The organism is Pseudomonas sp. BP6 (assembly GCF_017875935.1).
Classification (GTDB): Bacteria; Pseudomonadota; Gammaproteobacteria; order Pseudomonadales; family Pseudomonadaceae; genus Aquipseudomonas; species Aquipseudomonas putida_Y.
Genome location: NZ_JAGINI010000001.1, coordinates 4,485,778 through 4,510,346, shown reverse-complemented (window position 1 = coordinate 4,510,346; position 24,569 = coordinate 4,485,778). Strand labels below are relative to the sequence as shown.

The 24,569-nt window shown below is 60.5% G+C and carries 27 protein-coding genes; 14 read left to right on the top strand and 13 right to left on the bottom strand.

The annotated features are described in order from the left end of the window. Positions 1 to 21 precede the first annotated feature (21 nt). From J3A98_RS20425 to J3A98_RS20415, 3 genes are read right to left on the bottom strand one after another with little or no spacing between them, the layout of a single operon-like run. A complete protein-coding gene (locus tag J3A98_RS20425) occupies positions 22 to 1,332 on the bottom strand; it encodes an ATP-grasp domain-containing protein (protein WP_209968035.1) in 1,311 nt (436 codons plus the stop codon). 12 nt (positions 1,333 to 1,344) lie between these two features. Continuing rightward, the gene (locus J3A98_RS20420) at positions 1,345 to 1,962 is read right to left on the bottom strand and encodes a CDP-alcohol phosphatidyltransferase family protein (protein WP_209968033.1); all 618 of its coding nucleotides are present in this window, start codon (positions 1,960 to 1,962) and stop codon (positions 1,345 to 1,347) included. 23 nt (positions 1,963 to 1,985) lie between these two features. Then, the gene (locus tag J3A98_RS20415; RefSeq protein ID WP_245354981.1) at positions 1,986 to 3,179 is read right to left on the bottom strand and encodes a hypothetical protein; all 1,194 of its coding nucleotides are present in this window, start codon (positions 3,177 to 3,179) and stop codon (positions 1,986 to 1,988) included. An 810-nt stretch (positions 3,180 to 3,989) separates the two neighbouring features. On the opposite strand from J3A98_RS20415, the gene hemA reads away from it, so the two are divergent. The 6 genes from hemA (at position 3,990) to J3A98_RS20385 (ending at position 9,337) form a co-directional block, all read left to right on the top strand. Then, a complete protein-coding gene (gene hemA, locus J3A98_RS20410) occupies positions 3,990 to 5,267 on the top strand; it encodes a glutamyl-tRNA reductase (protein WP_209968031.1) in 1,278 nt (425 codons plus the stop codon). Continuing rightward, a complete protein-coding gene (gene prfA, locus J3A98_RS20405; protein WP_209968028.1) occupies positions 5,264 to 6,346 on the top strand; it encodes a peptide chain release factor 1 in 1,083 nt (360 codons plus the stop codon). The genes hemA and prfA overlap by 4 nt, the downstream gene beginning before the upstream one ends. Then, positions 6,346 to 7,176, top strand: coding sequence for a peptide chain release factor N(5)-glutamine methyltransferase (gene prmC / locus J3A98_RS20400; RefSeq protein ID WP_209968025.1), 831 nt, complete (start codon positions 6,346 to 6,348; stop codon positions 7,174 to 7,176). The genes prfA and prmC overlap by 1 nt, the downstream gene beginning before the upstream one ends. Further along, a complete protein-coding gene (locus J3A98_RS20395; protein ID WP_028698055.1) occupies positions 7,170 to 7,925 on the top strand; it encodes a molybdopterin-synthase adenylyltransferase MoeB in 756 nt (251 codons plus the stop codon). The genes prmC and J3A98_RS20395 overlap by 7 nt, the downstream gene beginning before the upstream one ends. Then, a complete protein-coding gene (gene murI, locus J3A98_RS20390) occupies positions 7,918 to 8,715 on the top strand; it encodes a glutamate racemase (RefSeq protein ID WP_209968023.1) in 798 nt (265 codons plus the stop codon). Before J3A98_RS20395 ends, murI begins: the two co-directional genes overlap by 8 nt. 103 nt (positions 8,716 to 8,818) lie before the next feature. After that, positions 8,819 to 9,337: an acyloxyacyl hydrolase gene (locus J3A98_RS20385; RefSeq protein ID WP_176684968.1), complete on the top strand. Its 519-nt coding sequence runs from the start codon at positions 8,819 to 8,821 to the stop codon at positions 9,335 to 9,337. 63 nt (positions 9,338 to 9,400) lie between these two features. Here J3A98_RS20385 and J3A98_RS20380 read toward each other — a convergent pair whose 3' ends face one another. From J3A98_RS20380 to J3A98_RS20360, 5 genes are all read right to left on the bottom strand, one after another. Then, positions 9,401 to 10,099, bottom strand: a complete 699-nt coding sequence (locus J3A98_RS20380) for an SDR family NAD(P)-dependent oxidoreductase (protein ID WP_209968021.1) — start codon at positions 10,097 to 10,099, stop codon at positions 9,401 to 9,403. After that, entirely contained in the window at positions 10,096 to 11,538 is a 1,443-nt protein-coding gene (phrB, locus tag J3A98_RS20375) for a deoxyribodipyrimidine photo-lyase (RefSeq protein WP_209968019.1), read from the bottom strand. The genes J3A98_RS20380 and phrB overlap by 4 nt, the downstream gene beginning before the upstream one ends. After that, the gene (locus J3A98_RS20370) at positions 11,529 to 12,428 is read right to left on the bottom strand and encodes a MerR family transcriptional regulator (RefSeq protein ID WP_209968017.1); all 900 of its coding nucleotides are present in this window, start codon (positions 12,426 to 12,428) and stop codon (positions 11,529 to 11,531) included. The genes phrB and J3A98_RS20370 overlap by 10 nt, the downstream gene beginning before the upstream one ends. Next, positions 12,418 to 13,386 carry a DUF523 and DUF1722 domain-containing protein gene (locus tag J3A98_RS20365; protein WP_209968015.1) on the bottom strand — a complete coding sequence of 323 codons (969 nt, stop codon included), beginning with the start codon at positions 13,384 to 13,386 and terminating at the stop codon, positions 12,418 to 12,420. The genes J3A98_RS20370 and J3A98_RS20365 overlap by 11 nt, the downstream gene beginning before the upstream one ends. 103 nt (positions 13,387 to 13,489) lie before the next feature. Next, entirely contained in the window at positions 13,490 to 14,476 is a 987-nt protein-coding gene (locus tag J3A98_RS20360; RefSeq protein ID WP_176684973.1) for an NAD(P)/FAD-dependent oxidoreductase, read from the bottom strand. A gap of 187 nt (positions 14,477 to 14,663) precedes the next feature. Here J3A98_RS20360 and J3A98_RS20355 point away from each other — a divergent pair, with 187 nt between their 5' ends. Next, positions 14,664 to 15,569, top strand: a complete 906-nt coding sequence (locus J3A98_RS20355) for a TIGR01777 family oxidoreductase (RefSeq protein ID WP_176684974.1) — start codon at positions 14,664 to 14,666, stop codon at positions 15,567 to 15,569. 13 nt (positions 15,570 to 15,582) lie between these two features. Continuing rightward, positions 15,583 to 16,599 carry a ferrochelatase gene (gene hemH, locus J3A98_RS20350; RefSeq protein WP_176684975.1) on the top strand — a complete coding sequence of 339 codons (1,017 nt, stop codon included), beginning with the start codon at positions 15,583 to 15,585 and terminating at the stop codon, positions 16,597 to 16,599. Positions 16,600 to 16,634: 35 nt separating this feature from the next. On the opposite strand, the gene J3A98_RS20345 is transcribed toward hemH, so the two are convergent. Continuing rightward, the gene (locus tag J3A98_RS20345; RefSeq protein WP_103443485.1) at positions 16,635 to 17,900 is read right to left on the bottom strand and encodes a uracil-xanthine permease family protein; all 1,266 of its coding nucleotides are present in this window, start codon (positions 17,898 to 17,900) and stop codon (positions 16,635 to 16,637) included. Between the two features lie 2 nt (positions 17,901 to 17,902). Further along, complete coding sequence (gene upp / locus J3A98_RS20340) at positions 17,903 to 18,541, bottom strand: uracil phosphoribosyltransferase (RefSeq protein WP_003247366.1); 639 nt, start codon at positions 18,539 to 18,541, stop codon at positions 17,903 to 17,905. Between the two features lie 161 nt (positions 18,542 to 18,702). On the opposite strand from upp, the gene J3A98_RS20335 reads away from it, so the two are divergent. The 4 genes from J3A98_RS20335 to J3A98_RS20320 all read left to right on the top strand — a co-directional run bounded on the left by J3A98_RS20335 (position 18,703) and on the right by J3A98_RS20320 (position 20,617). Further along, complete coding sequence (locus J3A98_RS20335) at positions 18,703 to 19,260, top strand: hypoxanthine-guanine phosphoribosyltransferase (RefSeq protein WP_003247364.1); 558 nt, start codon at positions 18,703 to 18,705, stop codon at positions 19,258 to 19,260. A gap of 2 nt (positions 19,261 to 19,262) precedes the next feature. Next, positions 19,263 to 19,736: a WbuC family cupin fold metalloprotein gene (locus J3A98_RS20330; protein WP_209968013.1), complete on the top strand. Its 474-nt coding sequence runs from the start codon at positions 19,263 to 19,265 to the stop codon at positions 19,734 to 19,736. A 51-nt stretch (positions 19,737 to 19,787) separates the two neighbouring features. Continuing rightward, entirely contained in the window at positions 19,788 to 20,258 is a 471-nt protein-coding gene (locus tag J3A98_RS20325; protein ID WP_176684977.1) for a hypothetical protein, read from the top strand. 68 nt (positions 20,259 to 20,326) lie between these two features. Then, positions 20,327 to 20,617, top strand: a complete 291-nt coding sequence (locus J3A98_RS20320; RefSeq protein ID WP_003247360.1) for a PA4642 family protein — start codon at positions 20,327 to 20,329, stop codon at positions 20,615 to 20,617. 165 nt (positions 20,618 to 20,782) lie between these two features. Here the strand turns inward: J3A98_RS20320 and mqo are convergent, their stop codons facing one another. After that, the gene (gene mqo, locus J3A98_RS20315) at positions 20,783 to 22,291 is read right to left on the bottom strand and encodes a malate dehydrogenase (quinone) (protein WP_003247357.1); all 1,509 of its coding nucleotides are present in this window, start codon (positions 22,289 to 22,291) and stop codon (positions 20,783 to 20,785) included. 600 nt (positions 22,292 to 22,891) lie between these two features. Then, positions 22,892 to 23,125 carry a hypothetical protein gene (locus J3A98_RS20310; RefSeq protein WP_176684978.1) on the bottom strand — a complete coding sequence of 78 codons (234 nt, stop codon included), beginning with the start codon at positions 23,123 to 23,125 and terminating at the stop codon, positions 22,892 to 22,894. Between the two features lie 145 nt (positions 23,126 to 23,270). On the opposite strand from J3A98_RS20310, the gene J3A98_RS20305 reads away from it, so the two are divergent. After that, positions 23,271 to 23,855 carry a YajG family lipoprotein gene (locus tag J3A98_RS20305; protein WP_209968011.1) on the top strand — a complete coding sequence of 195 codons (585 nt, stop codon included), beginning with the start codon at positions 23,271 to 23,273 and terminating at the stop codon, positions 23,853 to 23,855. Between the two features lie 72 nt (positions 23,856 to 23,927). Here the strand turns inward: J3A98_RS20305 and J3A98_RS20300 are convergent, their stop codons facing one another. Then, a complete protein-coding gene (locus tag J3A98_RS20300; RefSeq protein ID WP_003247353.1) occupies positions 23,928 to 24,134 on the bottom strand; it encodes a hypothetical protein in 207 nt (68 codons plus the stop codon). Between the two features lie 160 nt (positions 24,135 to 24,294). On the opposite strand from J3A98_RS20300, the gene J3A98_RS20295 reads away from it, so the two are divergent. Next, complete coding sequence (locus J3A98_RS20295) at positions 24,295 to 24,555, top strand: hypothetical protein (RefSeq protein WP_176684980.1); 261 nt, start codon at positions 24,295 to 24,297, stop codon at positions 24,553 to 24,555. Positions 24,556 to 24,569: the final 14 nt, after the last annotated feature.

Sequence of the window (24,569 nt, the reverse complement as noted above, 5' to 3'; positions counted from 1 at the left end):
GGCTGTCAGTTCATGTCAGGTTTAAGCCAATTCGGCGCCGGTATAAGTCGCGAGTTCAAGGCCGTAAAGTGAGGACAGCTCGCGCAGGAAGCGATTGCCCTTTTTCGCCGCAGAGTGGGGGCAGTCGTCCTCAACGATGACGTGGCCAATTGTGCCGATGTTGCCGCTATAGACGTTTACCGCCTGGCCAGGCGCAACGTGGGCGGTGCAAAACCGGATGGCGTACTTGTCCAGTAATGGCTGTAGGGTGTCGGGGTCGTAGTCGTGGGCGATATGACCGCCATTGCGGGAGGCGACAGTTACGACGCTGCCTGCGCGCTGAAGCACTGAGTCGTCAATTAGAATGGGCTCGCCCAGGTGCAGACGGACTAGCAGTTCGAACGGGTCGATGCCGGTCAGCATCCGGTACATCTGCGGCGCTACGCTACCCATCATGCGAGCGTTGATCTCCACTAGACAGGGCCCTTTGGCATCGCGCAACAGTTCAACATGATAAAGGCCAACATCCAGCCCCAGAGCGCTGAACACTGCCTGCACATATGCTTTGATCTCGTCGCGCTGTGCTGCGTCAAGGCCTGACGGCATGGTCGCGGTCATTTCTAATATTTCGCTATAGTCGGCGCGGAAACGGATGGTGGTCGCAAAGCAGGAGACCTTGGTGTCCTGGACGATGACTTCCGCTGAATGCAATGTACCGTCGATGTATTGCTCGACCAGATAGTCGCGGCTTACCAAGTGGTCGATCATAGGATCAGCACCCTTGCGACTCTGGCGCAGCTCGGCGAGAAAGGCGTCAAAGTCGGTCTGGCTATGGCAAATGGCGGAAAACTGCTTGGCGAATCCTCGGGTCGGCTTGACAACGAATGGCAGCGACAAACTCGGAACGACCCCATTGATCAGTTGCTCCTCGCTTAGTACTTCAAAATCAGGAGAGCGTAGTCCGTGTGCCCGCAGCGTTTCGCGCAGTCGACTCTTGTATACCGCCCCGCACAGAGCTTCGTACCTCGGGTAGAGGGTGCCGATGCGCTGGGCCTCACGCGCCACCGGTACTATGGCTGCTTCAGAGGTAGAGATCAGGGCGTCAATAGGGCGCTCTGCGTGCAGGTTGGCCAACAACTGGCTGAATTCACCGCCTTCCAGATTATCGATACGCAAATAAGCATCCACATATCGCAGGTAAGGCTCGAGACGGGAGGTGTCGTCCTTGATCGAGATCGTCAGGAACGAGGCGTCGCGCTGATGAATGAAGGTGACGTGGCAGCCAAGCCGTTTGGCTGCCTCAAAAGCCAGCAGGCCGCTTACGGTGCTGTCGACGAAAACCACGTGTTTCATTGGAGCCTCGGATTACCAGGGATGAAAGTAAATAGTGCTGAGCCCGAACAGCATTGCGAAGCAAGCGACCGTCGAAGGTGCGCCATACTTGGGAATTCTCAAGCTGGTGACCTGGAGGATGCCGACCAGGGCCATTAGGCCGATGATCACTCCGGCACCGTAATGCCCGGCCGATAACCCCATCAGCGCCAGCGCAAAGACAAATCCTGAATATGTGGTGGGTAGCCCCTGATATCCCCCGCCAGCCGATGTGCCGGGCATGCCAAACAGCGATAGCCGCAAAATGGCCGTGAAAACCAGAGTTACTGCGGCCAGCGTGGCCGAAAGAGACTGGTCGAGGATTAGGATGACAAGGGCTGGCGTGATGCTGAAATTGAGCAAGTCGGCAAAACTGTCTAGATGCTTGCCGAAGGCCCGTTGCGCGCTGTTCGCAGCCAGGTAGCGCCGGGCTATGTGGCCGTCAAGGAAATCGAGCATCGCGGCCAGGCAAATCACCGTCGCCGCCAGAACAAACCGTCTTTGCAACGCAAAATAAACAGTACCGAAGGCCAGGCCGATATTGAACATTGTTAATATGTTCGCCAAATCCAAAAGACGGACGAACGGAAATACACGCGCCAATGTGGGCATACTGTTCACCTTGAAGAAATTATTTAGACAGGTTGTTTTTCCTTGATCGCAACTGTCGTTCGCAGGGCGTTGGATGCTACGAAATAAAAAGCAACGAAAATAATGCTCGTGCTGAACAGGCCAACATACTTAACCAGTATTGAACCGGCGAAGATGGTGATTATCATGCCTAAGTAGACCCCCGCATACTGGACAGATGCCATCAACGGCATGGCGCTGGTAGGTGTGCTCCTGACAAGATCGGCTTGCAACTTGAAAAATGCCAGTTCGAAAAAGAATATGTAGAGAAAATACGCGATGTAACTGGACTGAATATCATGGCCGAACGCTGCGAGCATCATGAACAGGCCGCTGACTACAGCCATCGGCATAGGTAGCGGTTGCACATTACACTTGCCCAAACGATAGAACAGTACTGCGCCAACCAAAGCTGCCCCACTATTGACGGCCTGCAACAAACCGACATACACCTCTCCCAAGCCCAGCACATGGGCCGGTAACAGCACCCTGGACACATTGAAGAAGCCCTGAAAAAGACTGACGAAGACGATGAACTGATAGAGGCTGAGGCGTAGCGCGGGATACTCCTGCAAAAGCGAACCAAGGGCAGTCAATAGTCTTGGTGCGACCTGCACGGTGATCGGAGGCTTTGTTGGCGCAGGTAGTAGATAGGCCGCCAAAGCCGCGATGGAAAAAAGACTGACAGTAATGAGCAGGGCTAACCCAGGCGTCATGTTGGCTTTGAACAGTAGCAGACTGATGCCTGCCAAGCCGCCGGCAATGAATTGTGCGGTGAGTGTCAGAGGCACTGAGCTGGCGATTTGCGCACCCGGGAAATAACACTTGATGGCAACAATACGCCCTACCCGTTGCAGCGCATCCAGGGTGCCAATGACTACCGCGCCTAACACGGCGACTTCCACATGATGTGGCAGGATCTTGTAGGTGACCGCCGCGCAGCCCAGCGACAGCAAGTTGGCACTCCACAGCAAGGTGCGTGGCGCTAGATAGTCAGCCAGTCGGTAGATTGGAGCGACAAGAATTACCGGCAGAACCATTGGTGCAAACAGCACCACTTGGGAAAGTATTAGGCTAGCAGTATGAGCATAAATATAGTAGGAAAAATAAATATAGCTCAGCGTAGAGGCCGAAATAGCACACAAGTTAACGCCCCAAAGAAGCACTGATTGTCTACGAGATGCTGCAAATTCTTCCATTACTCGCGCCTATTATATAGCTTCCCGCCATGCACGAAGCATACCCTGCATCGGAAATCGTTTTTAAGATGAGTCTAACAAAACTGAAATATAAAAATGCTAGTTGTTGGTGTGTCACCAAGTAATGTGCATCATTCCAGTTCATCATTACCGCTACTAATCCTCATCAATAAAACTTCTAATCATCGGCAAAATTAATAGCTGGAAATAAACCGACTGACTGATAGCTCGATGCTATCCAACTCGTATCGCTGTCTCAGTGAGGAATATCGATGTAGCGGCGTCAAGACTAGGTCCCGAAGGAGGGTAGGGCAACAGTTGGGCATGTATTTGGGAAATGGACTACAAGACTGTGGATAAATCTTTTGGAAATATGTCAAAAGTCTTCTCGACGCCGGTCGGCGTAGTTGGCTAGGGCGATGTCGAGCCGATGGCTCTGGCTTTTGCTCTTACTGTCGCTTCTAAGCGCGCGGTTGATCAGGCGCTGCAGATTGCGACTTCAGGAGGCCGAGCGTAGGGCTTGCTCCCGGGAGGACCGCGCTGCAGGCCCCATCCTGGGGCACAGCGCTTGACGGGCATCCATGCCCGTCACCTCCCTGCGCAAGGCCTGCGTTCGGCCTCCTGAAGTCGCGAAGATCAAGATCAGGATCAAAAGCCAGATCAAAAGCCGGCAAGACCTGAAAACGCCGCTAGGGCAGGCTACGAAAAGGCGATAGCCGCAGGACTATCAGCACAATAGCGAACGGTGGTTGTCCAAAAACCTGCGAAAGAGGACAATTATCGGCTTCCCGTCACAACCAGCGACCTTGCATGGCCTTTCTTGCACTTGGTATCAACCATAAGACTGCCTCGGTAGACGTACGCGAGCGCGTGGCGTTTACCCCAGAGCAGCTGGTAGACGCCCTGCAGCAGCTCTGCCGACTGACGTCCAGCCGCGAGGCGGCGATCCTGTCGACCTGCAACCGCAGTGAGCTCTATATAGAGCAGGACCACCTGTCCGCCGACGCCGTGCTGCAGTGGCTGGCCGACTATCACCGCCTCAGCATCGACGAGCTGCGCGCCAGCGCCTACGTGCATGAAGAGCACGAGGCCGTGAAGCACATGATGCGCGTGGCCTCGGGCCTGGACTCGCTGGTTCTCGGCGAGCCTCAGATCCTGGGCCAGATGAAGTCCGCCTACGCCGTGGCCCGCGAAGCCGGTACCGTCGGGCCGTTGCTCGGGCGCCTGTTCCAGGCCACCTTCAGCGCCGCCAAGCAGGTGCGTACCGACACCGCCATCGGTGAAAACCCGGTTTCGGTTGCGTTCGCCGCAGTCAGCCTGGCCAAGCAGATTTTTGCCGACCTGGGCCGTAGCCAGGCCCTGCTGATCGGTGCCGGCGAAACCATCACCCTGGTCGCCCGCCACCTGCACGAGCAGGGCGTACGCCGTATCGTGGTGGCCAACCGTACTCTGGAACGCGCCAGCATCCTGGCCGAGCAGTTCGGTGCGCATGCCGTGCTGCTGGCAGACATCCCCCAGGAACTGGCCAACAGCGACATCGTGATCAGCTCCACCGCCAGTCAGTTGCCAATCCTGGGCAAGGGCGCGGTCGAGAGTGCTCTGAAACAGCGCCGACACAAGCCGATCTTCATGGTCGACATCGCTGTACCTCGCGATATCGAAACCGAAGTCGGCGAGCTGGACGATGTCTACCTGTACACCGTCGACGACCTGCACGATGTGGTGGCGGAAAACCTCAAGAGCCGCCAGGGCGCGGCCCAGGCGGCCGAAGAGCTGGTATCCGTGGGCGCCGAAGACTTCATGCTGCGCCTGCGCGAACTGGCTGCGGTGGACGTGCTCAGGGCCTATCGCCAGCAAAGTGAGCGCCTTCGCGACGAAGAACTGCAAAAGGCCCTGCGCCTGCTGGCCAATGGCGGCAACCCCGAAGACGTGCTGGCCCAACTGGCCCGGGGCCTGACCAACAAACTCCTGCATGCGCCCAGCGTGCAGTTGAAAAAGCTCTCGGCCGAGGGCCGCCTCGATGCGCTGGCCATGGCCCAGGAACTCTTTGCCCTCAACGAGGGCTCCACGGACAAATCCCCGCAATGAAAGCGTCGCTGCTGAACAAACTGGAAATCCTCCAGGACCGTTTTGAAGAACTCACCGCCCTGCTCGGTGACGCCGAGGTTATTTCCGACCAGACGCGTTTTCGCGCCTACTCCCGTGAGTATGCCGAGGTCGAGCCGGTCTACGCTGCCTATAAAGAGTGGCGCAAAGTCCAGGACGATCTCGAAGGCGCCCAGGCGCTGCTCAAGGACAGTGACCCGGACCTGCGTGAAATGGCCGTGGAAGAGGTGCGTGAAGCCAAGGAGCAACTGCTGACGCTGGAGGCGCAACTGCAGCTCATGCTGCTGCCCAAAGACCCCAACGACGGCCGCAACGTGTTTCTCGAAATCCGCGCCGGTACGGGTGGCGACGAGGCAGCCATCTTCTCTGGTGACCTGTTCCGCATGTACTCGCGCTACGCCGAAAAGCGCGGCTGGCGCCTGGAGATCTTGTCCGAGAACGAAGGCGAGCACGGCGGCTACAAGGAGATCATTGCCCGCGTCGAGGGCGAGAACGTCTACGGCAAGCTCAAGTTCGAGTCCGGTGCACACCGGGTTCAGCGTGTGCCCGAGACCGAGTCCCAAGGCCGTGTCCACACTTCCGCGTGCACGGTGGCGGTGCTACCCGAGCCGGACGAGCAGGCTGCCATCGAAATCAACCCGGCCGACCTGCGCGTGGATACCTACCGTGCCTCCGGTGCTGGCGGCCAGCACGTCAACAAGACCGACTCGGCAATCCGCATCACCCACTTGCCCACCGGTATCGTGGTCGAATGCCAGGAGGAGCGCTCGCAGCACAAGAACCGCGCCCGTGCCATGTCCTGGCTGTCGGCCAAGCTGAACGACATGCAGACCAGCGCCGCGCAGAACGCCATTGCCAGTGAGCGCAAGTTGCTGGTGGGCTCCGGTGACCGCTCCGAGCGCATCCGCACCTACAATTACCCACAGGGCCGGGTGACCGATCACCGCATCAACCTGACCTTGTATTCGCTGGACGACATCCTCAGCGGTGGCGTAGACGCGGTGATCGAACCGCTGCTGGCCGAATACCAGGCCGATCAACTGGCCGCCTTGGGGGACTGATGACTGTCATCGCCAGCCTGTTGCGCAACGCGCAGTTGCCCGAATCGCCCACTGAGCGCCTGGATGCCGAGTTGCTGCTGGCTGCGGCCATCGGTAAGTCGCGCAGCTACCTGCGCACCTGGCCTGAGCGTATCGTCAGCAGCGAAGATGCCGAGACCTATGCCAGCTACCTGCAGCGCCGCCGTGGCGGCGAGCCAGTGGCCTATATCCTTGGGCTGCAGGGCTTCTGGAAGATCGACCTGGAGGTTGCGCCGCATACCCTGATCCCGCGGCCGGATACCGAGCTACTGGTCGAGACGGCTCTTGAGCTGCAACCCGCTTCGCCAGCCAAGGTTCTCGACCTGGGTACGGGAACGGGTGCCATCGCTCTGGCGCTGGCCAGCGAGCGCCCGGCCTGGCAGGTGACAGCGGTTGACCGTGTGGAGGAGGCTGCTGCCCTCGCCGAGCGCAACCGCCAGCGGTTGGGTCTGGACAACGCTCGGGTACGGCTAAGCCACTGGTTCGACAGCCTGGCCGGGGAGCGTTTCGACCTCATCGTCAGCAACCCGCCCTACATCGCTGCTGAAGACCCGCACCTGGCGACCGGAGACGTGCGCTTCGAACCCAGCAGTGCACTGGTGGCCGGTGCCGATGGCCTGGACGACCTTCGTGTGATCGCTACCCAGGCCCCAGCGCACCTGTTGCCTGGTGGCTGGCTACTGCTGGAACATGGCTACGATCAGGCGGCAGCGGTACGCGCTCTGCTGGCTGAACATGGCTTTATCGAGGTGGCCAGCCGCACGGACCTGGGCGGCCATGAACGCATTACCCTGGGGCGACTGCCATGCTGAGTGATCAGGAACTGCTACGTTACAGCCGCCAGGTGCTGCTGGCTCAGATCGACATTGATGGCCAGCTGCGGCTCAAGCAGAGCAAAGCGCTGATTGTCGGGCTAGGTGGCCTGGGCTCGCCAGTTGCTCTTTATCTGGCTGCGGCCGGAGTGGGTGAGCTGCACCTGGCCGACTTCGACACCGTCGACCTGACCAACCTGCAACGCCAGGTAATCCACGACAGTGCCAGCGTCGGCATGAGCAAGGTCGACTCGGCCTTGCAGCGCTTGCAGGCAATCAACCCGGAAGTCAGCCTGGTTGCTCACCGCCAGGCATTGGACGAGGACTCGCTGGCGGCTGCGGTGGCGGCGGTCGACCTGGTGCTGGACTGCTCCGACAATTTCTCTACCCGCGAAGCGGTCAACGCTGCCTGTGTCGCCGCCAGCAAGCCACTGGTCAGCGGTGCGGCAATCCGTCTGGAAGGTCAACTGTCGGTGTTCGACCCGCGGCGCGACTACAGCCCGTGCTATCACTGCCTTTACGGGCATGGTAGCGAAGCTGAACTGACTTGCAGCGAAGCAGGCGTCATTGGCCCGCTGGTTGGACTGGTGGGTAGCCTGCAGGCGCTGGAGGCGATGAAGCTGCTGGCGGGCTTCGGTGAACCGTTGGTCGGCCGCTTGCTGTTGATTGATGCCCTAGGTACCCGTATCCGCGAGCTTCGTGTCAAGCGCGACCCGGCTTGCACAGTTTGTGGCAAGCGCGATGGCTGAGCGCTCGGCGCCGGTCGGCGTCATGGACTCGGGGGTTGGCGGTTTGTCGGTGCTCGCCGAGATCCAGCGCCTGCTGCCAAATGAGACGTTACTGTATGTGGCCGATTGCGGGCATATACCCTACGGTGAGAAGTCGCCGGACTATATCCGCGAGCGCTGCCGGCACATTGCCGGGTTCTTCCATGAGCAAGGCGCAAAGGCCATGGTGTTGGCCTGCAACACCGCCACGGTTGCGGCAGTGGCCGACCTGCGTGAGCTGTATCCGACCTGGCCGTTGGTGGGCATGGAGCCGGCCGTGAAGCCTGCTGCGGCCGCCACCCGCTCGGGCGTGGTCGGTGTGCTGGCCACTACCGGTACCCTGCAGAGTGCCAAGTTCGCAGCCTTGCTCGACCGCTTCGCCAACGACGTACAGGTTATTACCCAGCCTTGCCCGGGGCTGGTCGAGCTGATCGAAACCGGTGACCTTGCAAGTCCGGCGTTGCGCCAGATGCTGCAAGGTTACGTGCAGCCGCTGCTGGCAGCAGGGTGCGATACGCTGATTCTCGGCTGCACCCATTACCCTTTCCTTCGCCCATTGCTGTCCGGCATGGTGCCGGACGACGTGGCGATTATCGACACCGGTGCGGCCGTGGCGCGTCAATTGCGACGACTGCTGGGTGGCAATGATCTGTTGGCCGAAGGCCCAGCCGGCGCTGCACGCTTCTGGACAAGCGCTGATCCCGAAACCTTAAGAAAAATCCTACCTGTGCTGTGGCATAAGTCCGACGATGTGCAAAGCTTTGCGTTGTGAAAAAAACGTGAAGAACGGCTGAACTATCGTTCCACTTCTGCTTTCTACCGCTTTGCCTGAGATGAGGCGGACACTAACAACAGCATCAGGAAGGATGTTTCTTATGAGGAAACTGCTCGGTTTGGCAGCGGCTGCTGCCTTTGTTATGGGGCAAGCGATGTCGGCACAAGCTGCCGACGCTTCGTTTTCGGTGGGGCAGACCGGTGATTCGACCATGGTATATCGTCTGGGGTTGCAATCGAACTGGGACGCGAGCTGGTGGCAGACCAGCGTTGGTCGGCTGACCGGCTATTGGGATGGGGCCTACACCTACTGGGATGGCGACGAGACCGCGAGCAATCACAGCCTGTCCTTCGCACCAGTGTTCGTCTATGAATTTGCCGGGGAGTCGGTGAAGCCTTACATCGAAGCGGGGATCGGGGTGGCGGCATTCTCCAGCACCGAGCTGGAAAGCAACGAGCTGGGTTCGGCTTTCCAGTTCGAGGACCGCATCGGCTTTGGTTTGCGCTTTGCCGGCGGGCATGAGATTGGGGTGCGGGCGATTCACTACTCGAACGCCGGCATCAAAGAGCCCAATGATGGCGTAGAAAGCTACAGCCTGCATTACCGAATGGCGCTCTGAGTTCACCAGCATTCACCCCTTCGCGGGCAATGCCCGCGAAGACGGTAGTGCTGATTTCAGGTGTTAGCGCGTCAGCGGCCACAGGCTACTGACGTCCAGAGTCTCCAGAATCAGTTCCGGCTCTCGCTGAGGCCACCGCCGCAATAACTCCTCAGCGGCACTGCCGGGCGTCCACGCCTCCGGTATCGCCTGTGCCGACGTTACCGTTACCTTCAGCGATTGTGGCCCAACAATGGTCAGTGCTACCCCTTGCTCCTCAAGGGCCTTGCGCTGCTCACGCAGCCATTGCGGCAAGTTGTTCCAGCCCGCAGTCACCTGTGTCGGTGCAAACAGTTGCAATGCCGAATAGCGATTGAAAAGCGCCATCACCTGGGGCGACTGCCCCTTTGCCAGCAACGGCAGCGCTTTGCTCAGGCAATGCTCTGCGGCCAGCTGGTTGGTGGTGACGATCGCTTCGATCAGCTCACTGTCACTGACATTGTCTGGCAGGTAATCGGTGGTGCCGGTGTTGAGGATCAGCCCGTCCAGCGAACACCAGGCATGGCAAATCTGTTGGCACGCATCGGTGACGTGTTGTTCTTCATGCAACTGCCACGGCAAACGCAACAATCGGCTGCCGTAGCGTGACCCCAAATCATCCAGTGCATCGCTATCCTTGCCACTCGCGGCAACGCGATGTCCTTCATCGAGCATCCGCTCCACCAAAGCCAAGCCAAGTCCGTTGCTTGCGCCTGTAACCCAAAAACTACGCGAGTTAATCAAGACGTTATCCCCTGATTCTGCCGGCGTGGCAGCCCTTTGAATGCTTCCAGGGCCCGCTGGCGACTGCTGCTGAGATCTACGATTGGACTTAGGTACGAAGTATTACCGAAAAGGTCCGTCGATTTAATGGGGTGATGGATGGCTTTTTCATCGAGCTCCCGTAGTTCCGGTACCCAGTGCCGAATGAACTGCCCCTGTGGATCGAAGCGCTGCGACTGTGAAACCGGATTGAAGATGCGGAAATAGGGCACCGCGTCGGTGCCGGTGGACGCACTCCACTGCCAACCCCCGTTGTTGGCGGCCAGGTCGCCGTCTATCAGGTGGCGCATGAAGTGCCGCTCGCCTTTGCGCCAGTCAATCAGCAAGTTCTTGCTGAGGAACATGGCCACGACCATGCGCAAGCGGTTGTGCATCCACCCGGTGTGCAGCAGTTGGCGCATGGCGGCATCGATGATCGGGAAGCCGGTGCGGCCCTGCTCCCAGGCCTCCAGGTCTGCCGGAGCGTCACGCCAGGGCAGGGCTTCGGTCTGGGCGCGGAAGGCACGATGGCGCGAGACCTGTGGATAACCGCTCAGGATGTGCTTGTAGAACTCGCGCCAGAGTAGCTCGTTGATCCAGGTTTGCACGCCCGTGCTGCCACTGTCGAACTCGCCCCGGTTGCCGGCCAGTGCACCGTGCAAGCATTGGCGGGGCGAAATCACGCCGGCGGCCAGGTAGGGGGAAAGCTGGCTGGTGCCGGGCTTGGCAGGTATGTCGCGCAAGTGGTGGTAGTCGTCGATGGTTTCGTCGAGGAAGCGTGACAGACGGGACTGTGCCTCAGCTTCACCGGCTGGCCAGTGGTCGCGCAGTGCGTGCGTGGTTTTTCCGAAGCCCTCTACATATTGCGGGACCGGGTCGCTGTCGATGTTCAACGGTGCCTGGCGCTTCACCCGTCGTGCCAGGGCCGGCAGGCTGCGGTGCAGATGCTCCAGGCAGGTTTTCTTGAACTGGCTGAACACCTGGAAGTAATCGCCACTGCGAGTCAGTAGGGTGCCCGGACGGAAGAACAGCTGGTCGAGGTAACTGTGCGCCTGGATGCTCGACTTTTCCAGCAGTGCCCGGGTGGCATCATCCCGGCGCTGCTCATTGATGCCGTACTCCTCGTTCCAGTGCACGCTTTGCACCTGATGTTGGCGGCAGACATCGAGCACCGCCTGTGGCGCCTGGTCCCAAGTCTCAATTCTACGGATCAGCAGGGGTATGTTCAGCTTTTCCAGTGATTGGCGCAGGTCATGCAGGTTACGCAGCCAGAAGTCGACTTTGCAGTCGGCATCATCATGGGCTTGCCATTGTCCGGGGCTGACCAGCCACAGGGCGATGGTCGGGCCGCGCTCGGTGGAGGCGCTGAGTGCAGTGTTGTCATCGATACGCAGGTCGCTGCGCAGCCAGGTCAGGTGCATGGGGGATTTATCTCTACAGGCTGTCGATCATGGGCTTGAAGCGCGTGCAATGCCGCCTGCGGGGTGTCGAACAGGAAAAGGTCGGGCAGCTCAAAAGCCTTCAGGCGGGCTTCATGCAGCGCTAGCGTGGTACCGCCCAGTAGTTTGGGGACCGGCAAGCCTTGCAGGGTGCGCTGCAACGCCTTGTCGTCGATGCGTGGCCCCAGGTGCAGGAGCAAGGCGCGTGGTTTCAGGGCATTGACGGCGCTTAGCAATTGCGAGCCTGCGACGGGCTGCTCGAGCACCTCCACCGGGAAGCCGTTGCTGGTAAGCAGCCAGGCGCACAACCATAGGCCTGGGCTGAAGGTGCGTTCGCTGTCTTCGGCCAGCAATACTGCAGGACCTTGCAGCAGCTGGTTGTCGTGGTACACGCGGGCACCGAGCTTGCTGCGCAGCCAACTGTGAAAAAACACCTGCTCCAGCCGAGCGTTGAAGTAATTGCGCCAGCGCAGGTCGAGCATGTCGAGTAGCGGCAGCAGCAATTGCTCGCACAGGGTGACTGCCGGGTACAGCGCCATGGCCTGGTTGAGTTGCTGGTCGAGGGCGCGCTGTGAAAGGCTGGCGATGGCTTCGATCAGCTGGAATTGCCGGGCTTGCCAGTCACCCTTCGGTGGGGTGCTGGTGGGTTTGTCGAGCAACTCGCGGACTTGGCCGACCGACGCGCCACGCTGCAGCCAGGCCAGGACGGCCTCGACGCGTTCGACCTGCTCAAGTGGGTACAGGCGATGCCCCTTGGCGGTGCGCTGTGGTTTGAGCAACCCATAACGCCGTTCCCAGGCGCGCAGGGTGACCGGGTTCACGCCAGTGCGACGAGCCAGTTCGCCGATGGGCAGCAAGTCCTCAGACCGCATTGCGCAAGCCCAGGCTCTCGGGGTGAGGCTGCAGGTAGGCTTGTTGCTGCAGGTAGGGGTCTGGGTGCTTGCGCAAATGGTGTTTGAGCAAGGTCAGTGGCACTACCAGTGGTACCACGCCTTGTTGGTATTGGCCGATGACTGCCTGCAACTCAGCCTTGTCCTGCTGCGTCAGGGCATCCTTGAAGTAACCGCTCAGGTGCTGCAGCACGTTGCTGTGGGTGCCGCGGCTGGCGCAGCGGCGCAGAGCCTGCATCAGCTGGCTGAAATAGCGCGGGCCGATGCTCTGTGGTTCGTCATCCTTGCTCATGCTGCCAAGCAGGCGGCCGAGGGTGCGATAGGCCTGAGGGTTGTTGGCCATCAGCAAATACTTGTAGCGCGAATGAAAGCGCACCAGAGCACCACGGTTCAGGCCTTCGGCCAGCAGGCGCTGCCAGTCGGCGTAGGCGTAAACGCGGCTTATGAAGTTTTCGCGCAGCACGGGGTCATGCAGGCGGCCTTCTTCCTCTACTGGCAGGTCCGGGCGCAGCGCGCAGAAGGCCTGGGCATAGACACCACGGCCGCCATGCACGGCCGGGTGGCCATTGTCCTGATAAACCTTTACCCGTTCCAGGCCGCAAGAAGGAGACTTCTGCATGAAGATGTAGCCACAGATGTCGTCAAGTTCGTCGGCCATCTGCTCGCCATAGGTGCGCAGCGGGTCGGTCAGGTCTTTGCCGGGGTCACGGGTGCCGACCACTTCGGGCTGCTCGGGGTTGCCGACCAGCCGAATCGGGTCGCGCGGAACGCCCAGGCCGATTGCCACTTCCGGACACACGGGTAACCAGTCGAAGTGATGCTCCAGCTGTTTACGGCACAGGTCGGAGGCCTTGTGGCCGCCGTTATAGCGCACGCTGTGCCCGGTCAGGCAGGCGCTGATGGCGATACGCGGCTTGCTGTGGGCTGAAGGGTCGTGCATGGCTGCCTCCGAAAATAAACCTGTACGCGACTAAAAACTTGTACAGGTTTATTTCAGCACAGCGCTGAAGTTATGCAAACTAGTATTTTTGTACAGTTCTGCATCACTCAAGGTGTTCGAGCAAGCGCCGCGCTGCTTCCTGGCCACTGAGCCATGCGCCCTCGACACGCCCGGACAGGCACCAGTCCCCACAGGCGTACAAGCCCTGGTCAGCATCGGCCAGTGCCCCCCACTCATGGTTGCTGCTGGGGCGGGCATAGAGCCAGCGGTGGGCGAGGGCGAAGGTAGGCGGCGGTACCACGCAGCCGACCAGTTCGGCGAATTCGCCCCACAACTGCTCGATGACTTCTTCCTTCGGCAGGTCGATGTGCTGCCGGCTCCAGTCTGACGTGGCGTGGAGTACCCAGGTGTCCAGGTGCTCGTCGCGGCCAGGCTTGCTGCGATTGCGGGCCAGCCAGCCCAGCGGGCTGTCCTGCACGAAGCAGCCTTGCATCGGTGTATCCAGTGGTGCCTCGAAGGCGAGGGCGACGGCCCAGGTAGGTTCCATTTGCACCCCAGCGGCCACCGCAGCCAGCTTTGGTGTAGCGGCCAGAAGTGGCGTGGCCTGCGGTGCCGGGACGGCGATGACCACACGGCTGTAGGGGCCGTGGCTGCAACCTTCGGTGTCCTGCAGGTGCCAGTACTGCTTGCCGCGAAACACTTCCGCTATGCGGCAGCCGAAGTTGACGGTGACGTCCTTGAGCAAGCCTCGGGTGATGGCGCTCATGCGTGGCACGCCTACCCAGCGCGTTTGCTCATCGGGGGAGGGCGTGAGTTCGTCATCACGGTAGTTGTACAGTTGGGGCTTCCACTGCTCGGCCCAGCCGGCAGCCACCCATTGCTGCACCTGATCGACAAAACGTCGGTCACGGGCAGTAAAGTACTGTGCGCCCAGGTCGAGCGCGCCGGCCTCGCTGCGCTTGCTGGCCATGCGCCCGCCACTGCCGTGGCCTTTGTCGAACAAGTGCACGGATTGCCCGGCCTTCTGCAAGGCCTGGGCGGCTGACAAACCGGCAATGCCGGCCCCGATGATGGCGATAGGTACTGTCATGATGGCCTCTTCAAACCTTGCTGTGAGCAGACTACGCTGTCAGGCAAACCTGTACAATGCAATAATTCTGTATAAGGTTATTCCGTGTTGGCGGGCAGGTTGGCCTATGTTTATACGAGAGCGTCGGGTCAAAAAAGTGCCTTGATGTTAAAAATAGACCACCGCCGCATTCTGCGAGGACACAGCCATGCATATATTGCTGACAGGTGGCACCGGTTTGATTGGCAAGCATCTGTGCCAGTACTGGCTGGGCCAAGGGCATCGGCTTACGGTTTGGAGCAGGCGTCCTGAACAGGTGGCGAAAATCTGCGGTAGCGGCGTACGTGGTATCGCGCGCCTGGAGCAGCTGGAGGCCAACGATCATCTTGATGCGGTGGTCAACCTTGCGGGTGCGCCAATTGCCGACAGGCCCTGGACAGCCGCCCGGCGCAACTTGTTGTGGGCCAGCCGTGTCACCCTTACCGAGCAATTACTGGCTTGGCTGGGCACCCGTGAGCAGCGCCCGCACGTGTTGATCTCCGGCTCTGCGGTAGGTTGGTACGGAGACGGTGGCGAGCGTGAACTGACCGAGGCTTCACCCCCAGTGCGCGCAGATTTCGCCAGCCAGTTGTGTATTGCCTGGGAAGAGACCGCCCAGCGTTCGCAAGCACAGGGGATCCGCGTGGTACTGGTACGTACCGGCCTGGTGCTGGCCAGCGACGGCGGCTTTTTGTCGCGCCTGCGCATGCCTTTCAAGCTGGGGCTGGGCGGACCTTTGGGCAACGGGCGGCAGTGGATGCCCTGGGTTCATATAGATGACCAGGTCGCCCTGATTGATTTTCTCTTGCAGCACAAGGATGCCAGCGGTCCTTATAATGCCTGTGCCCCGGAGCCTGTGCGCAACCGTGAGTTTGCCAGGCGACTGGGCCGCGCCCTGCATCGGCCGGCGCTGTTGCCAGTGCCGGCATTGTTGCTCAAGGCGGGCCTTGGCGAGATGTCGACCTTGCTGCTGGGAGGCCAGCGGGCGCGCCCGGTACGCTTGCTGGAAGCCGGCTTCACCTTCCGCTTCAACGATCTGCAATCGGCGCTGGACAACCTGTCCAGTCGCCTCTGACATAGGACGCTGCATGACCGATCACGCCCTGCTGCTGGTCAACCTGGGTTCCCCGGCCTCCACCTCGGTGGCCGATGTGCGCCGCTACCTCAACCAGTTCCTCATGGACCCGTACGTGGTCGACCTGCCGTGGCCGGTGCGGCGCTTGCTGGTGTCACTGATCCTGGTCAAGCGCCCGGAGCAGTCGGCACACGCCTACGCTTCGATCTGGTGGGAGGAGGGCTCGCCTCTGGTTGTGCTGACCCGTCGCCTGCAGGCAGCGATGGTCGAGCACTGGCCCCATGGCCCGGTGGAAATTGCCATGCGCTACGGCCAGCCGGCCTTGCCTGAGGTGTTGGCGCGGCTGGCCGCCCAAGGTGTGCGCAAGGTGACTTTGGCACCGCTTTATCCGCAGTTCGCCGACAGTACGGTAACCACTGTGGTCGAGCAGGCGAAACAGACGGTCAGCGAGCGCCAGTTACCGTTGCAGATGCGCGTGCTGCAGCCGTTCTACGAGCACCCGGCGTACATCGAGGCGCTGGCAGCCAGCGCCCGGCCGTACCTGGAGCAGGGTTACGACCACCTGCTACTGAGCTTCCATGGCTTGCCGGAACGGCACCTGAAGAAGCTGTTTCCGAAGGGGGTCAAGCACGACCTGCGTGCTGCCGATTGCTGCCACGGTGCACCCGCCGAAGTACGTTCGGTTTGCTATCGCGGGCAATGCCTGGCTACGGCCAAGGCCTTTGCGCAGAGCATGGGCATTCCTGATGGCAAATGGTCGGTATCGTTCCAGTCGCGGCTGGGGCGGGACAAGTGGATCGAACCCTACACCGAGACGCGGTTGGATGAGCTGGCCAAGGCCGGTGTGAAGAAGCTGCTGGTGATGTGCCCGGCGTTTGTGGCGGATTGCATCGAGACACTGGAAGAGATTGGCATGCGTGGCAGCGAGCAGTTTGTCGAGGCTGGTGGCCAGGAACTGGTGCTGGTGCCGTGCCTGAATGATCACCCGGCGTGGGTCAGGGTGTTGGCTGATATGTGTGAAAAGGCCTGAATCGAAGGGGCCGTGTTGCGGCCCCTTCCGACCGGTTATACATCCAGCTTCTTGTGCTTCCAGCCATCATTGCCCGGCAGAATCAGGTTCAGGGCAATAGCTACAATGGCGCACAGGGCGATGCCCTTCAGGCCCCAGTCATCCGGGCCGTCACCGCTGCCGATCAGCACGCCGCCGATACCGAACACCAGTGTCACCGAGACGATCACCAGGTTGCGTGCTTCGGCCAGGTCGATCTGGTGGCGGATCATGGTGTTCATGCCCACCGCTGCAATCGAGCCGAACAGCAGGCACAAGATGCCGCCCATCACCGGCACCGGGATGCTTTGCAGCAGCGCGCCGAACTTGCCGATGAACGCCAGGGTAATGGCGAAGACCGCCGCCCAGGTCATGATCTTCGGGTTGTAGTTCTTGGTCAGCATCACCGCGCCGGTCACTTCGGCGTAGGTGGTGTTGGGCGGGCCGCCGAACAGGCCGGCTGCAGTGGTAGCCAGGCCGTCGCCCAGCAACGTCCGATGCAGGCCAGGCTTTTTCAGGTAGTCACGGCCGGTCACGCTGCCCACTGCGATCACCCCGCCGATATGCTCGATCGCCGGCGCCAGCGCAACCGGGACGATGAACAGAATGGCCTGCCAGTTGAACGCAGGGGCGGTGAAATTGGGGATTTCCAGCCACGGTGCGGCAGCGATCCTGGCGGTGTCGACCACGCCAAAGGCGAACGACAGGGCAAAGCCCACCAACACACCGGAAATGATGGGAACCAGGCGGAAAATGCCCTTGCCAAATACGGCAACGATCAGGGTTGTCAGCAGCGCAGGCATCGAGATCAGCATGGCCGTCTTGTACGGCATCAGCGCTGTACCGTCCCCACCTTTGCCCATCGCCATGTTGGCGGCGATCGGTGCCATGGCCAGGCCGATGGAGATGATCACCGGGCCGATCACCACCGGCGGCAGCATGCGGTCGATGAAACCGGTGCCTTTGACTTTGACCATCAGCCCCATGAAGGTGTACACGAAGCCGGCAGCCATTACGCCACCCATCGTCTCGGCAAGGCCGAACTGGCCTTTGGCGAGGATGATCGGCGTGATGAAGGCAAAGCTCGAGGCCAGGAACACCGGTACCTGACGACCGGTGACCAGCTGGAATAGCAGCGTGCCGATGCCGGCGGTGAACAGCGCGACGTTCGGGTCGAGGCCGGTGATCAGGGGCATCAGCACCAGCGCGCCGAATGCCACGAAGAGCATCTGCGCGCCCGAAACGACCTGGCGCCAGAGCGGGTCGTTGAAGCCGTCCTGCATGGTCAGGCGTCCTTTTGCTTGGTGCCGAAGATCTTGTCACCGGCATCGCCCAGGCCAGGCACGATGTAGCCGTGTTCGTTCAGGCGCTGGTCGATCGAGGCGGTGTAGATCTTCACGTCCGGGTGGGCTTTTTCCACCACCTCGATGCCTTCTGGCGCGGCGACCAGGACCATGGCGCGAATCTCTTTACAGCCGGCCTTTTTCAGCAGGTCGATGGTGGCAACCATCGAGCCGCCGGTGGCCAGCATCGGATCGATGATCAGGGCCAGGCGCTGGTTGATGTCCGGCGCGAGCTTTTCCAGGTAGGTGTGGGCTTCGAGGGTTTCTTCGTTACGGGCAACGCCGACGGCGCTGACCTTGGCACCCGGGATCAGGCTGAGCACGCCGTCGAGCATGCCGATGCCGGCGCGCAGGATCGGTACTACAGTGATCTTCTTGCCGGCGATTTTTTCAACCGAGACCTTGCCACACCAGCCGTCGATCTCGTAGGTTTCGAGGGGCAGGTCCTGGGTGGCTTCATACGTCAGGAGCGCGCCGACTTCCTGGGCGAGTTCGCGAAAATTTTTGGTGCTGATATCGGCACGGCGCATCAGGCCGAGCTTGTGGCGGATCAGCGGATGGCGGATCTCACGAGTGGGCATAGGGGGGCTCCGAAAGGCGGGCAAAAAAACCGCGCTAGATTAATCTATTCAGCCTGTGCTGTCGTCTGGTCATTCTGGACGTTAGTCCATAAATGCTTGATCTGTGACGAGCGGATGCGTACCTTTGCCCGCTTTTCCAAAATGCCCCCCCGGAGAGCGCCATGTCCGCCGATCTCGAGCATATCCGTCAAGTCATGCGTGAAGCTGACTGCCTGTACACCGAAGCCGAAGTCGAAGCGGCCATCGCCAAAGTCGGCGAGCAGATCTGCAAGGACCTGCATGACAAGAACCCGGTTGTGTTCTGCGTGATGAACGGCGGCCTGATCTTCTCCGGCAAACTGCTGACCCACCTGCAGTTCCCGCTGGAAGCCTCGTACCTGCACGCTACCCGCTACCGCAATCAGACCAGCGGCGGCGAGCTTTTCTGGAAGGCCAAGCCGGAAGTGTCGTTCATCGACCGTGACGTGTTGATCGTCGACGATATCCTCGACGAAGGGCACACCCTCAGCGCCATCATCGAGTTTTGCAAGCATGCCGGCGCCCGCTCGGTGTACACCGCTGTGCTGATCGACAAGGACCACGACCGCAAGGCAAGCCCTGACCTCAAGGCCAACTACGTGGGCCTGCCTTGTGTTGATCGCTATATCTTCGGTTACGGCATGGACTACAAAGGTTACTGGCGCAACGCTAACGGCATCTTCGCCGTAAAGGGGCTGTAACCGTGCGCCAGCCTGCGTTCATCGACCAATCGCTGTTCGCCGGGCTGGCCGAAAAGGCTGCTGGCAACCCGCGTGGGCGGCAGCACCATAACTTTCACGAAATGGAAGAGCCCTGCCACCGCATGGTCGTCGGGCTGCAACCGAGCACCTACATTCCGCCGCATCGCCATTTGAGCGCCGACAAGGCTGAAACCTTGATAGTGCTCAAGGGGCGCCTTGGCCTGCTGATCTTCGATGAACAGGGCGCGGTAACTGACACGCGGGTGCTGCAGGCCGGTGGTGACTGCTTGGGTGTAGATCTGGCGCCTGGTACCTACCATGGTTTGGTGGTGCTGGAGCCGGACAGTATGCTGTTCGAGTGCAAGGCTGGGCCATACCGACCGGTGGGCGAGGGCGAACACGCACACTGGGCGCCGCGCGAGGGTGAAGCTGGTGTGGCCGATTACCAGGCCTGGATGCGCGCGCAGTTCGATTGATATCGGCTGTACCCGGCGTGCTAGAGTGCTCCTTCATACAAGGAGCCTCACATGCGTGCGATTCTTCCCCTCCTGCTGGCGGTCAGCCTGCCGCTCGCTGCCGCACCGCTGCACAGCCAGTTCCTGCCTCCTGATGACCAGTCCCTGCGCCAGGAAGCGCCGACCAGCCAGCAATTGCTGCAAGTGACTGACTATTCCGTGGTCGTAGGGGCTCAGCGCCAGTCCGATCAGCAGCCGATCCCGATCACATCGTCGTTGCAGGTGCGCCTGAAGGGCAAGCCGCTGAGCAAGGGGGCGACCATTGCCCAGGTGCTGCTGACGTTCGATGGTGAAGCGGCCAAAAGCCTGAAAAAGCCTGTGTATGACGCTAAAACCCGCACCTTGAGCCTTAATTACCCGATCAGCAACTACCGGGTGGTCATGGACCTGCTGCGTAACGAAACCTTGTACGTGCAGTTTCTGACTTACGGCAACGGCCACATCTGGGCCGACCTGCACACCGGGACGGTACGTACGCGTTGAGGCACGCAGCCTGCGGGGGGTAAACTGCCGGCCTTCGAAATTCCGTGATGGTCCAGTTGGAGTCGGCAATGCGTAAAGACAAGAAACAGGTAATCGGTGACGAAATCAGCGACGACTACATCAAGTCGTTCCTTCAGTTCGAGCCGGCCGATGGTGTGACTTCGCCGTCACTGCACAAGCTGGTCAAGGCCTACCGCGGCCTGCGTGTCGACGACTTCGAGCGCTTTGTAGGTTTCTTCGTCGAAGCTGGCCTGGACCTGGATGGCAAGGACGAGCACGGCAAAACCTTCGTCGAGCAGATTGCCGACCAGCGCAATGCACCTGAGTACATCGAGATCATCGATAAAGCCCGCGGTTGATCTTCAACCTGTGCTGGCCCTTTCGCGGGCTCGCCCGCTCCCACAGGGATGAGGGCAGCGCCGAACCTGTGGGAGCGGGCAAGCCCGCGAAGAGGCCGGCACAGGCTGATAGGTCTCCAGGCACAAAAAAACGCCCCGAGGGGCGTTTTTTCGTTAGCAGGTGGTTCAGGCGTAATGCTTGGCCGCCGGGCTGCTTTCTGCCAGGTCCAGGGCCGCGTCGTTATCGGCACTGATCTTGTGGTACAGCGCAGCATCGGTTGCCAGGGTCTTCTCGCGAGCCGGGAAGATTTCCTTGAGCTTGGCAGCCCAGGCACCCTTGGCCTGCTCGGGGAAGCAGCGCTCGATCAGTTCCAGCATGATCGACACGGTCACCGAGGCACCCGGCGATGCGCCGAGCAGTGCTGCCAGGCTGCCGTCCTGGGCCGAGACCAGCTCGGTACCGAACTGCAGTACGCCGCCTTTTTTCGGGTCTTTCTTGATGATCTGCACGCGCTGACCAGCCACTTCCAGGCGCCAGTCTTCGGCCTTGGCCTGCGGATAGAAACGACGCAGGGCTTCCAGACGCTGCTCCATCGACTGCATCACTTCGCTGACCAGATACTTGGTCAGGTCCATGTTGTCGCGGGCCACAGCCAGCATCGGGCCGATGTTGCCCATGCGCACCGACAGCGGCAGGTCCATCAGCGAGCCGTGCTTGAGGAACTTGGTAGTGAAACCGGCATACGGGCCGAACAGCAGTGAAGTCTTGCCGTCCACGACGCGGGTGTCCAGGTGCGGTACCGACATCGGCGGGGCGCCGACAGCGGCCTGGCTGTAGACCTTGGCCTGGTGCTGCTTGACGATTTCCGGGTTGTCGCAACGCAGCCACTGGCCGCTGACAGGGAAGCCGCCGAAACCTTTGCTTTCCGGGATGCCGGACAACTGCAGCAGCGGCAGGGCCGCGCCGCCGGCGCCGAGGAAGACGAAGCGGGCGTCGACTTCACGGCTGCCGCCGCTGTTGACGTCCTTGATGCTCACGGTCCAGCCGCTGCCGTTACGGCGCAGGCCGACAACCTTCTTGCTGTACTTGACTTGCGCGTCCGGCGAGTCGCCCAGCAGCTTGAGCAGCTTGTTGGTCAGTGCGCCGAAGTTCACGTCGGTGCCTTTGGCCACGCGGGTAGCAGCGATGTGCTGGTCGGCCGGGCGGCCAGGCATCATCAGCGGCATCCAGTCGTTCATCACGGCCTTGTCTTCGGTGTATTCCATCTCGGCGAAGGCGTGGTGCTGCTTGAGCAGCTCGAAGCGCTTCTTGAGGAAGGAAACACCCTTGTCACCCTCGACATAACTCAGGTGTGGGACAGGGTTGATGAAGGCACGCGCCGAGCCGAAGTTGCCCTTCTTGCTCAGGTAGGCCCAGAACTGGCGCGAAACCTCGAACTGGGTGTTGATGTGCACGGCCTTCTTGATGTCGATGCTGCCATCGGCGGCCTGCGGCGTGTAGTTCAGCTCGCACAGGCCGGCGTGGCCGGTGCCTGCGTTGTTCCAGGGGTTGGAGCTTTCCGCGGCCCCGGAGTCCATCGCCTCGACGACCTCAAGCTTCAGGGTCGGGTCAAGCTCCTTGAGCAGTACGGCCAGGGTGGCACTCATGATGCCCGCGCCTACCAGTACCACATCAACCGATTCGTTCTGCGCCATTTAACGCGTCTCCACAATCTACAGCTACCTAATTGACAGCATAGGACCTGGGGTTGCCAGGGTCGCCATGTCCGACTTTTCGCAGTTCTTGCAACTTCCGCGGACACCGCCAATCAGTCTTCGGGTTCGTGTATTGAACGCCGTTTGCCACAGGTGCGGCAATTCGACTTATGGTCAAGGTGTCGTGCGTGCGTTATGGAACGGTTCAGACACTCATACGGGATGAGCGCATCTGCCGCCTGTTCAGGGCTGTTCGGGACACATCTGCCGCTTTTGCACATGCCAGACTGTTCATTTGCTCGCCACACTCTTGTGAAGTTGTGAAAACCGTTTTTTCACGCTCTTTTGGAGACGTGAACCTCAAAAGGGGACTGCGCGATGGCAACCCGCAGGTTCATGCAGTGTGAAGGGCCGGAAAAACAGGCACGACAGCCGATGCAAGACCTGAGTGGAAGGCTCTCTGTGGGCGAAGCGGTGAAGTTGCCGGGGTCAATCGGCGAGTGCGGGGCCCGATCAGGAGACGTCCTTATAATCGGGGGGAGATTATAGCGATGTCGCGGGCAGAAATGTCGCCATTCGTGGTTTTTATTGCAGCGTTTGTCAGGCAGCGAGGAGGCGCTGGTGCCAACGGCGGTTTGCGCGGGCGCAAACCCGGGCTTCGATGGGCAGCTCGCGGCCCAGCCAGGCCAGCTGAATTTCGCGGATCTGCACCCAGTCGAGGCCGCTTGGTGCCTGGCTGCATTGCTTGAACGCCAGGCATTTGCCATCAGCGTCAAGGCGGGCATAAGCGTTGTGGCGCGGCCGTTGGAAGAGCTGAGTCCAGAGCGAGGTCATGGCGGCGAGTCCTTTGCGTTAGGGCTTGGCGCAAGGATAAGGGAGTGGCCATGAAACGATTGTGACAAGCGGGCCGGGCCGATGACTGGTCTGTGCCTGGCTAGGTATACTGTGGGCCTTTGCCGCATTTTCTGGAGAAACGCGCATGTTGCAACGTCTGTTGTTCGGTTTGATCGCCGTGGCCAGCCTTAGCCTTGTCGGTTGTGCCCACAGCCCGCAACAACTCAACCCGCAACCCACGCTCAAGGCCCAACTGGCCCCGGTCGGCCATGGCCAGCCGGTGGTGGTCCGGGTAGTCGATGGCCGGCCTTCGCAGTCTCTGGGTACCCGCGGTGGCATGTACCCCGAGACCAGCACCATCAGCGTCAGCGGTAATGACGTGGTACCCAAGCTGCAGGCCCAGGCTGAAGCCGCTGTGCGCCTGCTCGGCTTCACCCCGACCCCGAACGCCGGCAATGCACCGCAGCTGACCGTGACCCTGGCCGAGCTGAAGTACCAGTCGCCGAAAGACAACCTTTACGTGACCGAGGCCACCATCGGCGTCACTTTCCGTGCTGATGTGACCAATGGTGGCCGCCGTTACAGCGGCCGTTATGGCGCTTCGCTGGACCAGCGTTTCGGCATGGCGCCGAATCAGGACACCAATAACCAGCTGGTGGGGGATGTGCTGAGCGATGCCCTGACCCGCCTGTTCAAGGACCCGAGCATCGGGCAGGTGCTGGGTCAGTAAGCTTCAGGTTATGCCAGAAACCCGCTGCCTGAGTGACAGGCAGCGGGTTTCTGCTGTCTGGTCAGCACAGATTCACGCAGCTTCTATGTGGAAATCCAGCAAGCTGAACCCTGTGCCTGCATCCACTTCGGGCAAGTCCTCATGTACATGCCCGCCAAGCGCACAGTAGACCAGCCACTGGCGGTCCTGCACATTGATCGCAAAACCATCGATCAGCGCCTGTTGCTCATCACTCTGGGCAACGAGGTAAAGGCGGTCCTGGTTTTCGGCGTGCAACATGAAAAAGCTCCGGGTCATCAAAAGGCCGACAGGGTCGCCTGTATTGATGACGAGCGGATGACAGATGAAATTTAATGACAGTTTGTCGCCAAGACCGGGTGCCAAGGTGCGACTTGGGTAGAATGCTGGCGTTTGCCATTGCTCACATCGAGGTTGCGTGATGTCCTTGCAAGTGCTCTGGGGGTTCCTGGCCGCCCATCCCACCAAGCTGATCAACCTGCTAGCGCTGCTGCTGACCTGCCCGGGCGGTTTGCTGCTGCACAGCGCGCGACGGCGCGAGGCCGAAACCCGCGAGTACATGGCGGCAGACGAGGGGGTAGTGAACGCTTTCGACCTTCGTGTGCCGAAATACTTCTACATTCTTGGCTTTTCGTGCCTGGCGATGGCACTGCTGCTGTCCTGGTTCAGCACCTGGATCTGAGAAGCATCGGGGCT

What these genes read in the sequence shown, in the direction of transcription:
- phrB (WP_209968019.1), bottom strand. Translation starts at nt 11,538, where the DNA reads ATGCACCTGACCTGGCTGCGCAGCGACCTGCGTATCGATGACAACACT.
- J3A98_RS20385 (WP_176684968.1), top strand. Translation starts at nt 8,819, where the DNA reads ATGAGGAAACTGCTCGGTTTGGCAGCGGCTGCTGCCTTTGTTATGGGG.
- J3A98_RS20425 (WP_209968035.1), bottom strand. Translation starts at nt 1,332, where the DNA reads ATGAAACACGTGGTTTTCGTCGACAGCACCGTAAGCGGCCTGCTGGCT.
- prmC (WP_209968025.1), top strand. Translation starts at nt 6,346, where the DNA reads ATGACTGTCATCGCCAGCCTGTTGCGCAACGCGCAGTTGCCCGAATCG.
- J3A98_RS20395 (WP_028698055.1), top strand. Translation starts at nt 7,170, where the DNA reads ATGCTGAGTGATCAGGAACTGCTACGTTACAGCCGCCAGGTGCTGCTG.
- J3A98_RS20370 (WP_209968017.1), bottom strand. Translation starts at nt 12,428, where the DNA reads ATGCGGTCTGAGGACTTGCTGCCCATCGGCGAACTGGCTCGTCGCACT.
- J3A98_RS20415 (WP_245354981.1), bottom strand. Translation starts at nt 3,179, where the DNA reads ATGGAAGAATTTGCAGCATCTCGTAGACAATCAGTGCTTCTTTGGGGC.
- mqo (WP_003247357.1), bottom strand. Translation starts at nt 22,291, where the DNA reads ATGGCGCAGAACGAATCGGTTGATGTGGTACTGGTAGGCGCGGGCATC.
- hemH (WP_176684975.1), top strand. Translation starts at nt 15,583, where the DNA reads ATGACCGATCACGCCCTGCTGCTGGTCAACCTGGGTTCCCCGGCCTCC.
- upp (WP_003247366.1), bottom strand. Translation starts at nt 18,541, where the DNA reads ATGCCCACTCGTGAGATCCGCCATCCGCTGATCCGCCACAAGCTCGGC.
- J3A98_RS20325 (WP_176684977.1), top strand. Translation starts at nt 19,788, where the DNA reads ATGCGTGCGATTCTTCCCCTCCTGCTGGCGGTCAGCCTGCCGCTCGCT.
- J3A98_RS20420 (WP_209968033.1), bottom strand. Translation starts at nt 1,962, where the DNA reads ATGCCCACATTGGCGCGTGTATTTCCGTTCGTCCGTCTTTTGGATTTG.
- J3A98_RS20305 (WP_209968011.1), top strand. Translation starts at nt 23,271, where the DNA reads ATGTTGCAACGTCTGTTGTTCGGTTTGATCGCCGTGGCCAGCCTTAGC.
- J3A98_RS20300 (WP_003247353.1), bottom strand. Translation starts at nt 24,134, where the DNA reads ATGTTGCACGCCGAAAACCAGGACCGCCTTTACCTCGTTGCCCAGAGT.
- J3A98_RS20365 (WP_209968015.1), bottom strand. Translation starts at nt 13,386, where the DNA reads ATGCACGACCCTTCAGCCCACAGCAAGCCGCGTATCGCCATCAGCGCC.
- murI (WP_209968023.1), top strand. Translation starts at nt 7,918, where the DNA reads ATGGCTGAGCGCTCGGCGCCGGTCGGCGTCATGGACTCGGGGGTTGGC.
- J3A98_RS20335 (WP_003247364.1), top strand. Translation starts at nt 18,703, where the DNA reads ATGTCCGCCGATCTCGAGCATATCCGTCAAGTCATGCGTGAAGCTGAC.
- hemA (WP_209968031.1), top strand. Translation starts at nt 3,990, where the DNA reads ATGGCCTTTCTTGCACTTGGTATCAACCATAAGACTGCCTCGGTAGAC.
- J3A98_RS20320 (WP_003247360.1), top strand. Translation starts at nt 20,327, where the DNA reads ATGCGTAAAGACAAGAAACAGGTAATCGGTGACGAAATCAGCGACGAC.
- J3A98_RS20310 (WP_176684978.1), bottom strand. Translation starts at nt 23,125, where the DNA reads ATGACCTCGCTCTGGACTCAGCTCTTCCAACGGCCGCGCCACAACGCT.
- J3A98_RS20345 (WP_103443485.1), bottom strand. Translation starts at nt 17,900, where the DNA reads ATGCAGGACGGCTTCAACGACCCGCTCTGGCGCCAGGTCGTTTCGGGC.
- prfA (WP_209968028.1), top strand. Translation starts at nt 5,264, where the DNA reads ATGAAAGCGTCGCTGCTGAACAAACTGGAAATCCTCCAGGACCGTTTT.
- J3A98_RS20355 (WP_176684974.1), top strand. Translation starts at nt 14,664, where the DNA reads ATGCATATATTGCTGACAGGTGGCACCGGTTTGATTGGCAAGCATCTG.
- J3A98_RS20295 (WP_176684980.1), top strand. Translation starts at nt 24,295, where the DNA reads ATGTCCTTGCAAGTGCTCTGGGGGTTCCTGGCCGCCCATCCCACCAAG.
- J3A98_RS20360 (WP_176684973.1), bottom strand. Translation starts at nt 14,476, where the DNA reads ATGACAGTACCTATCGCCATCATCGGGGCCGGCATTGCCGGTTTGTCA.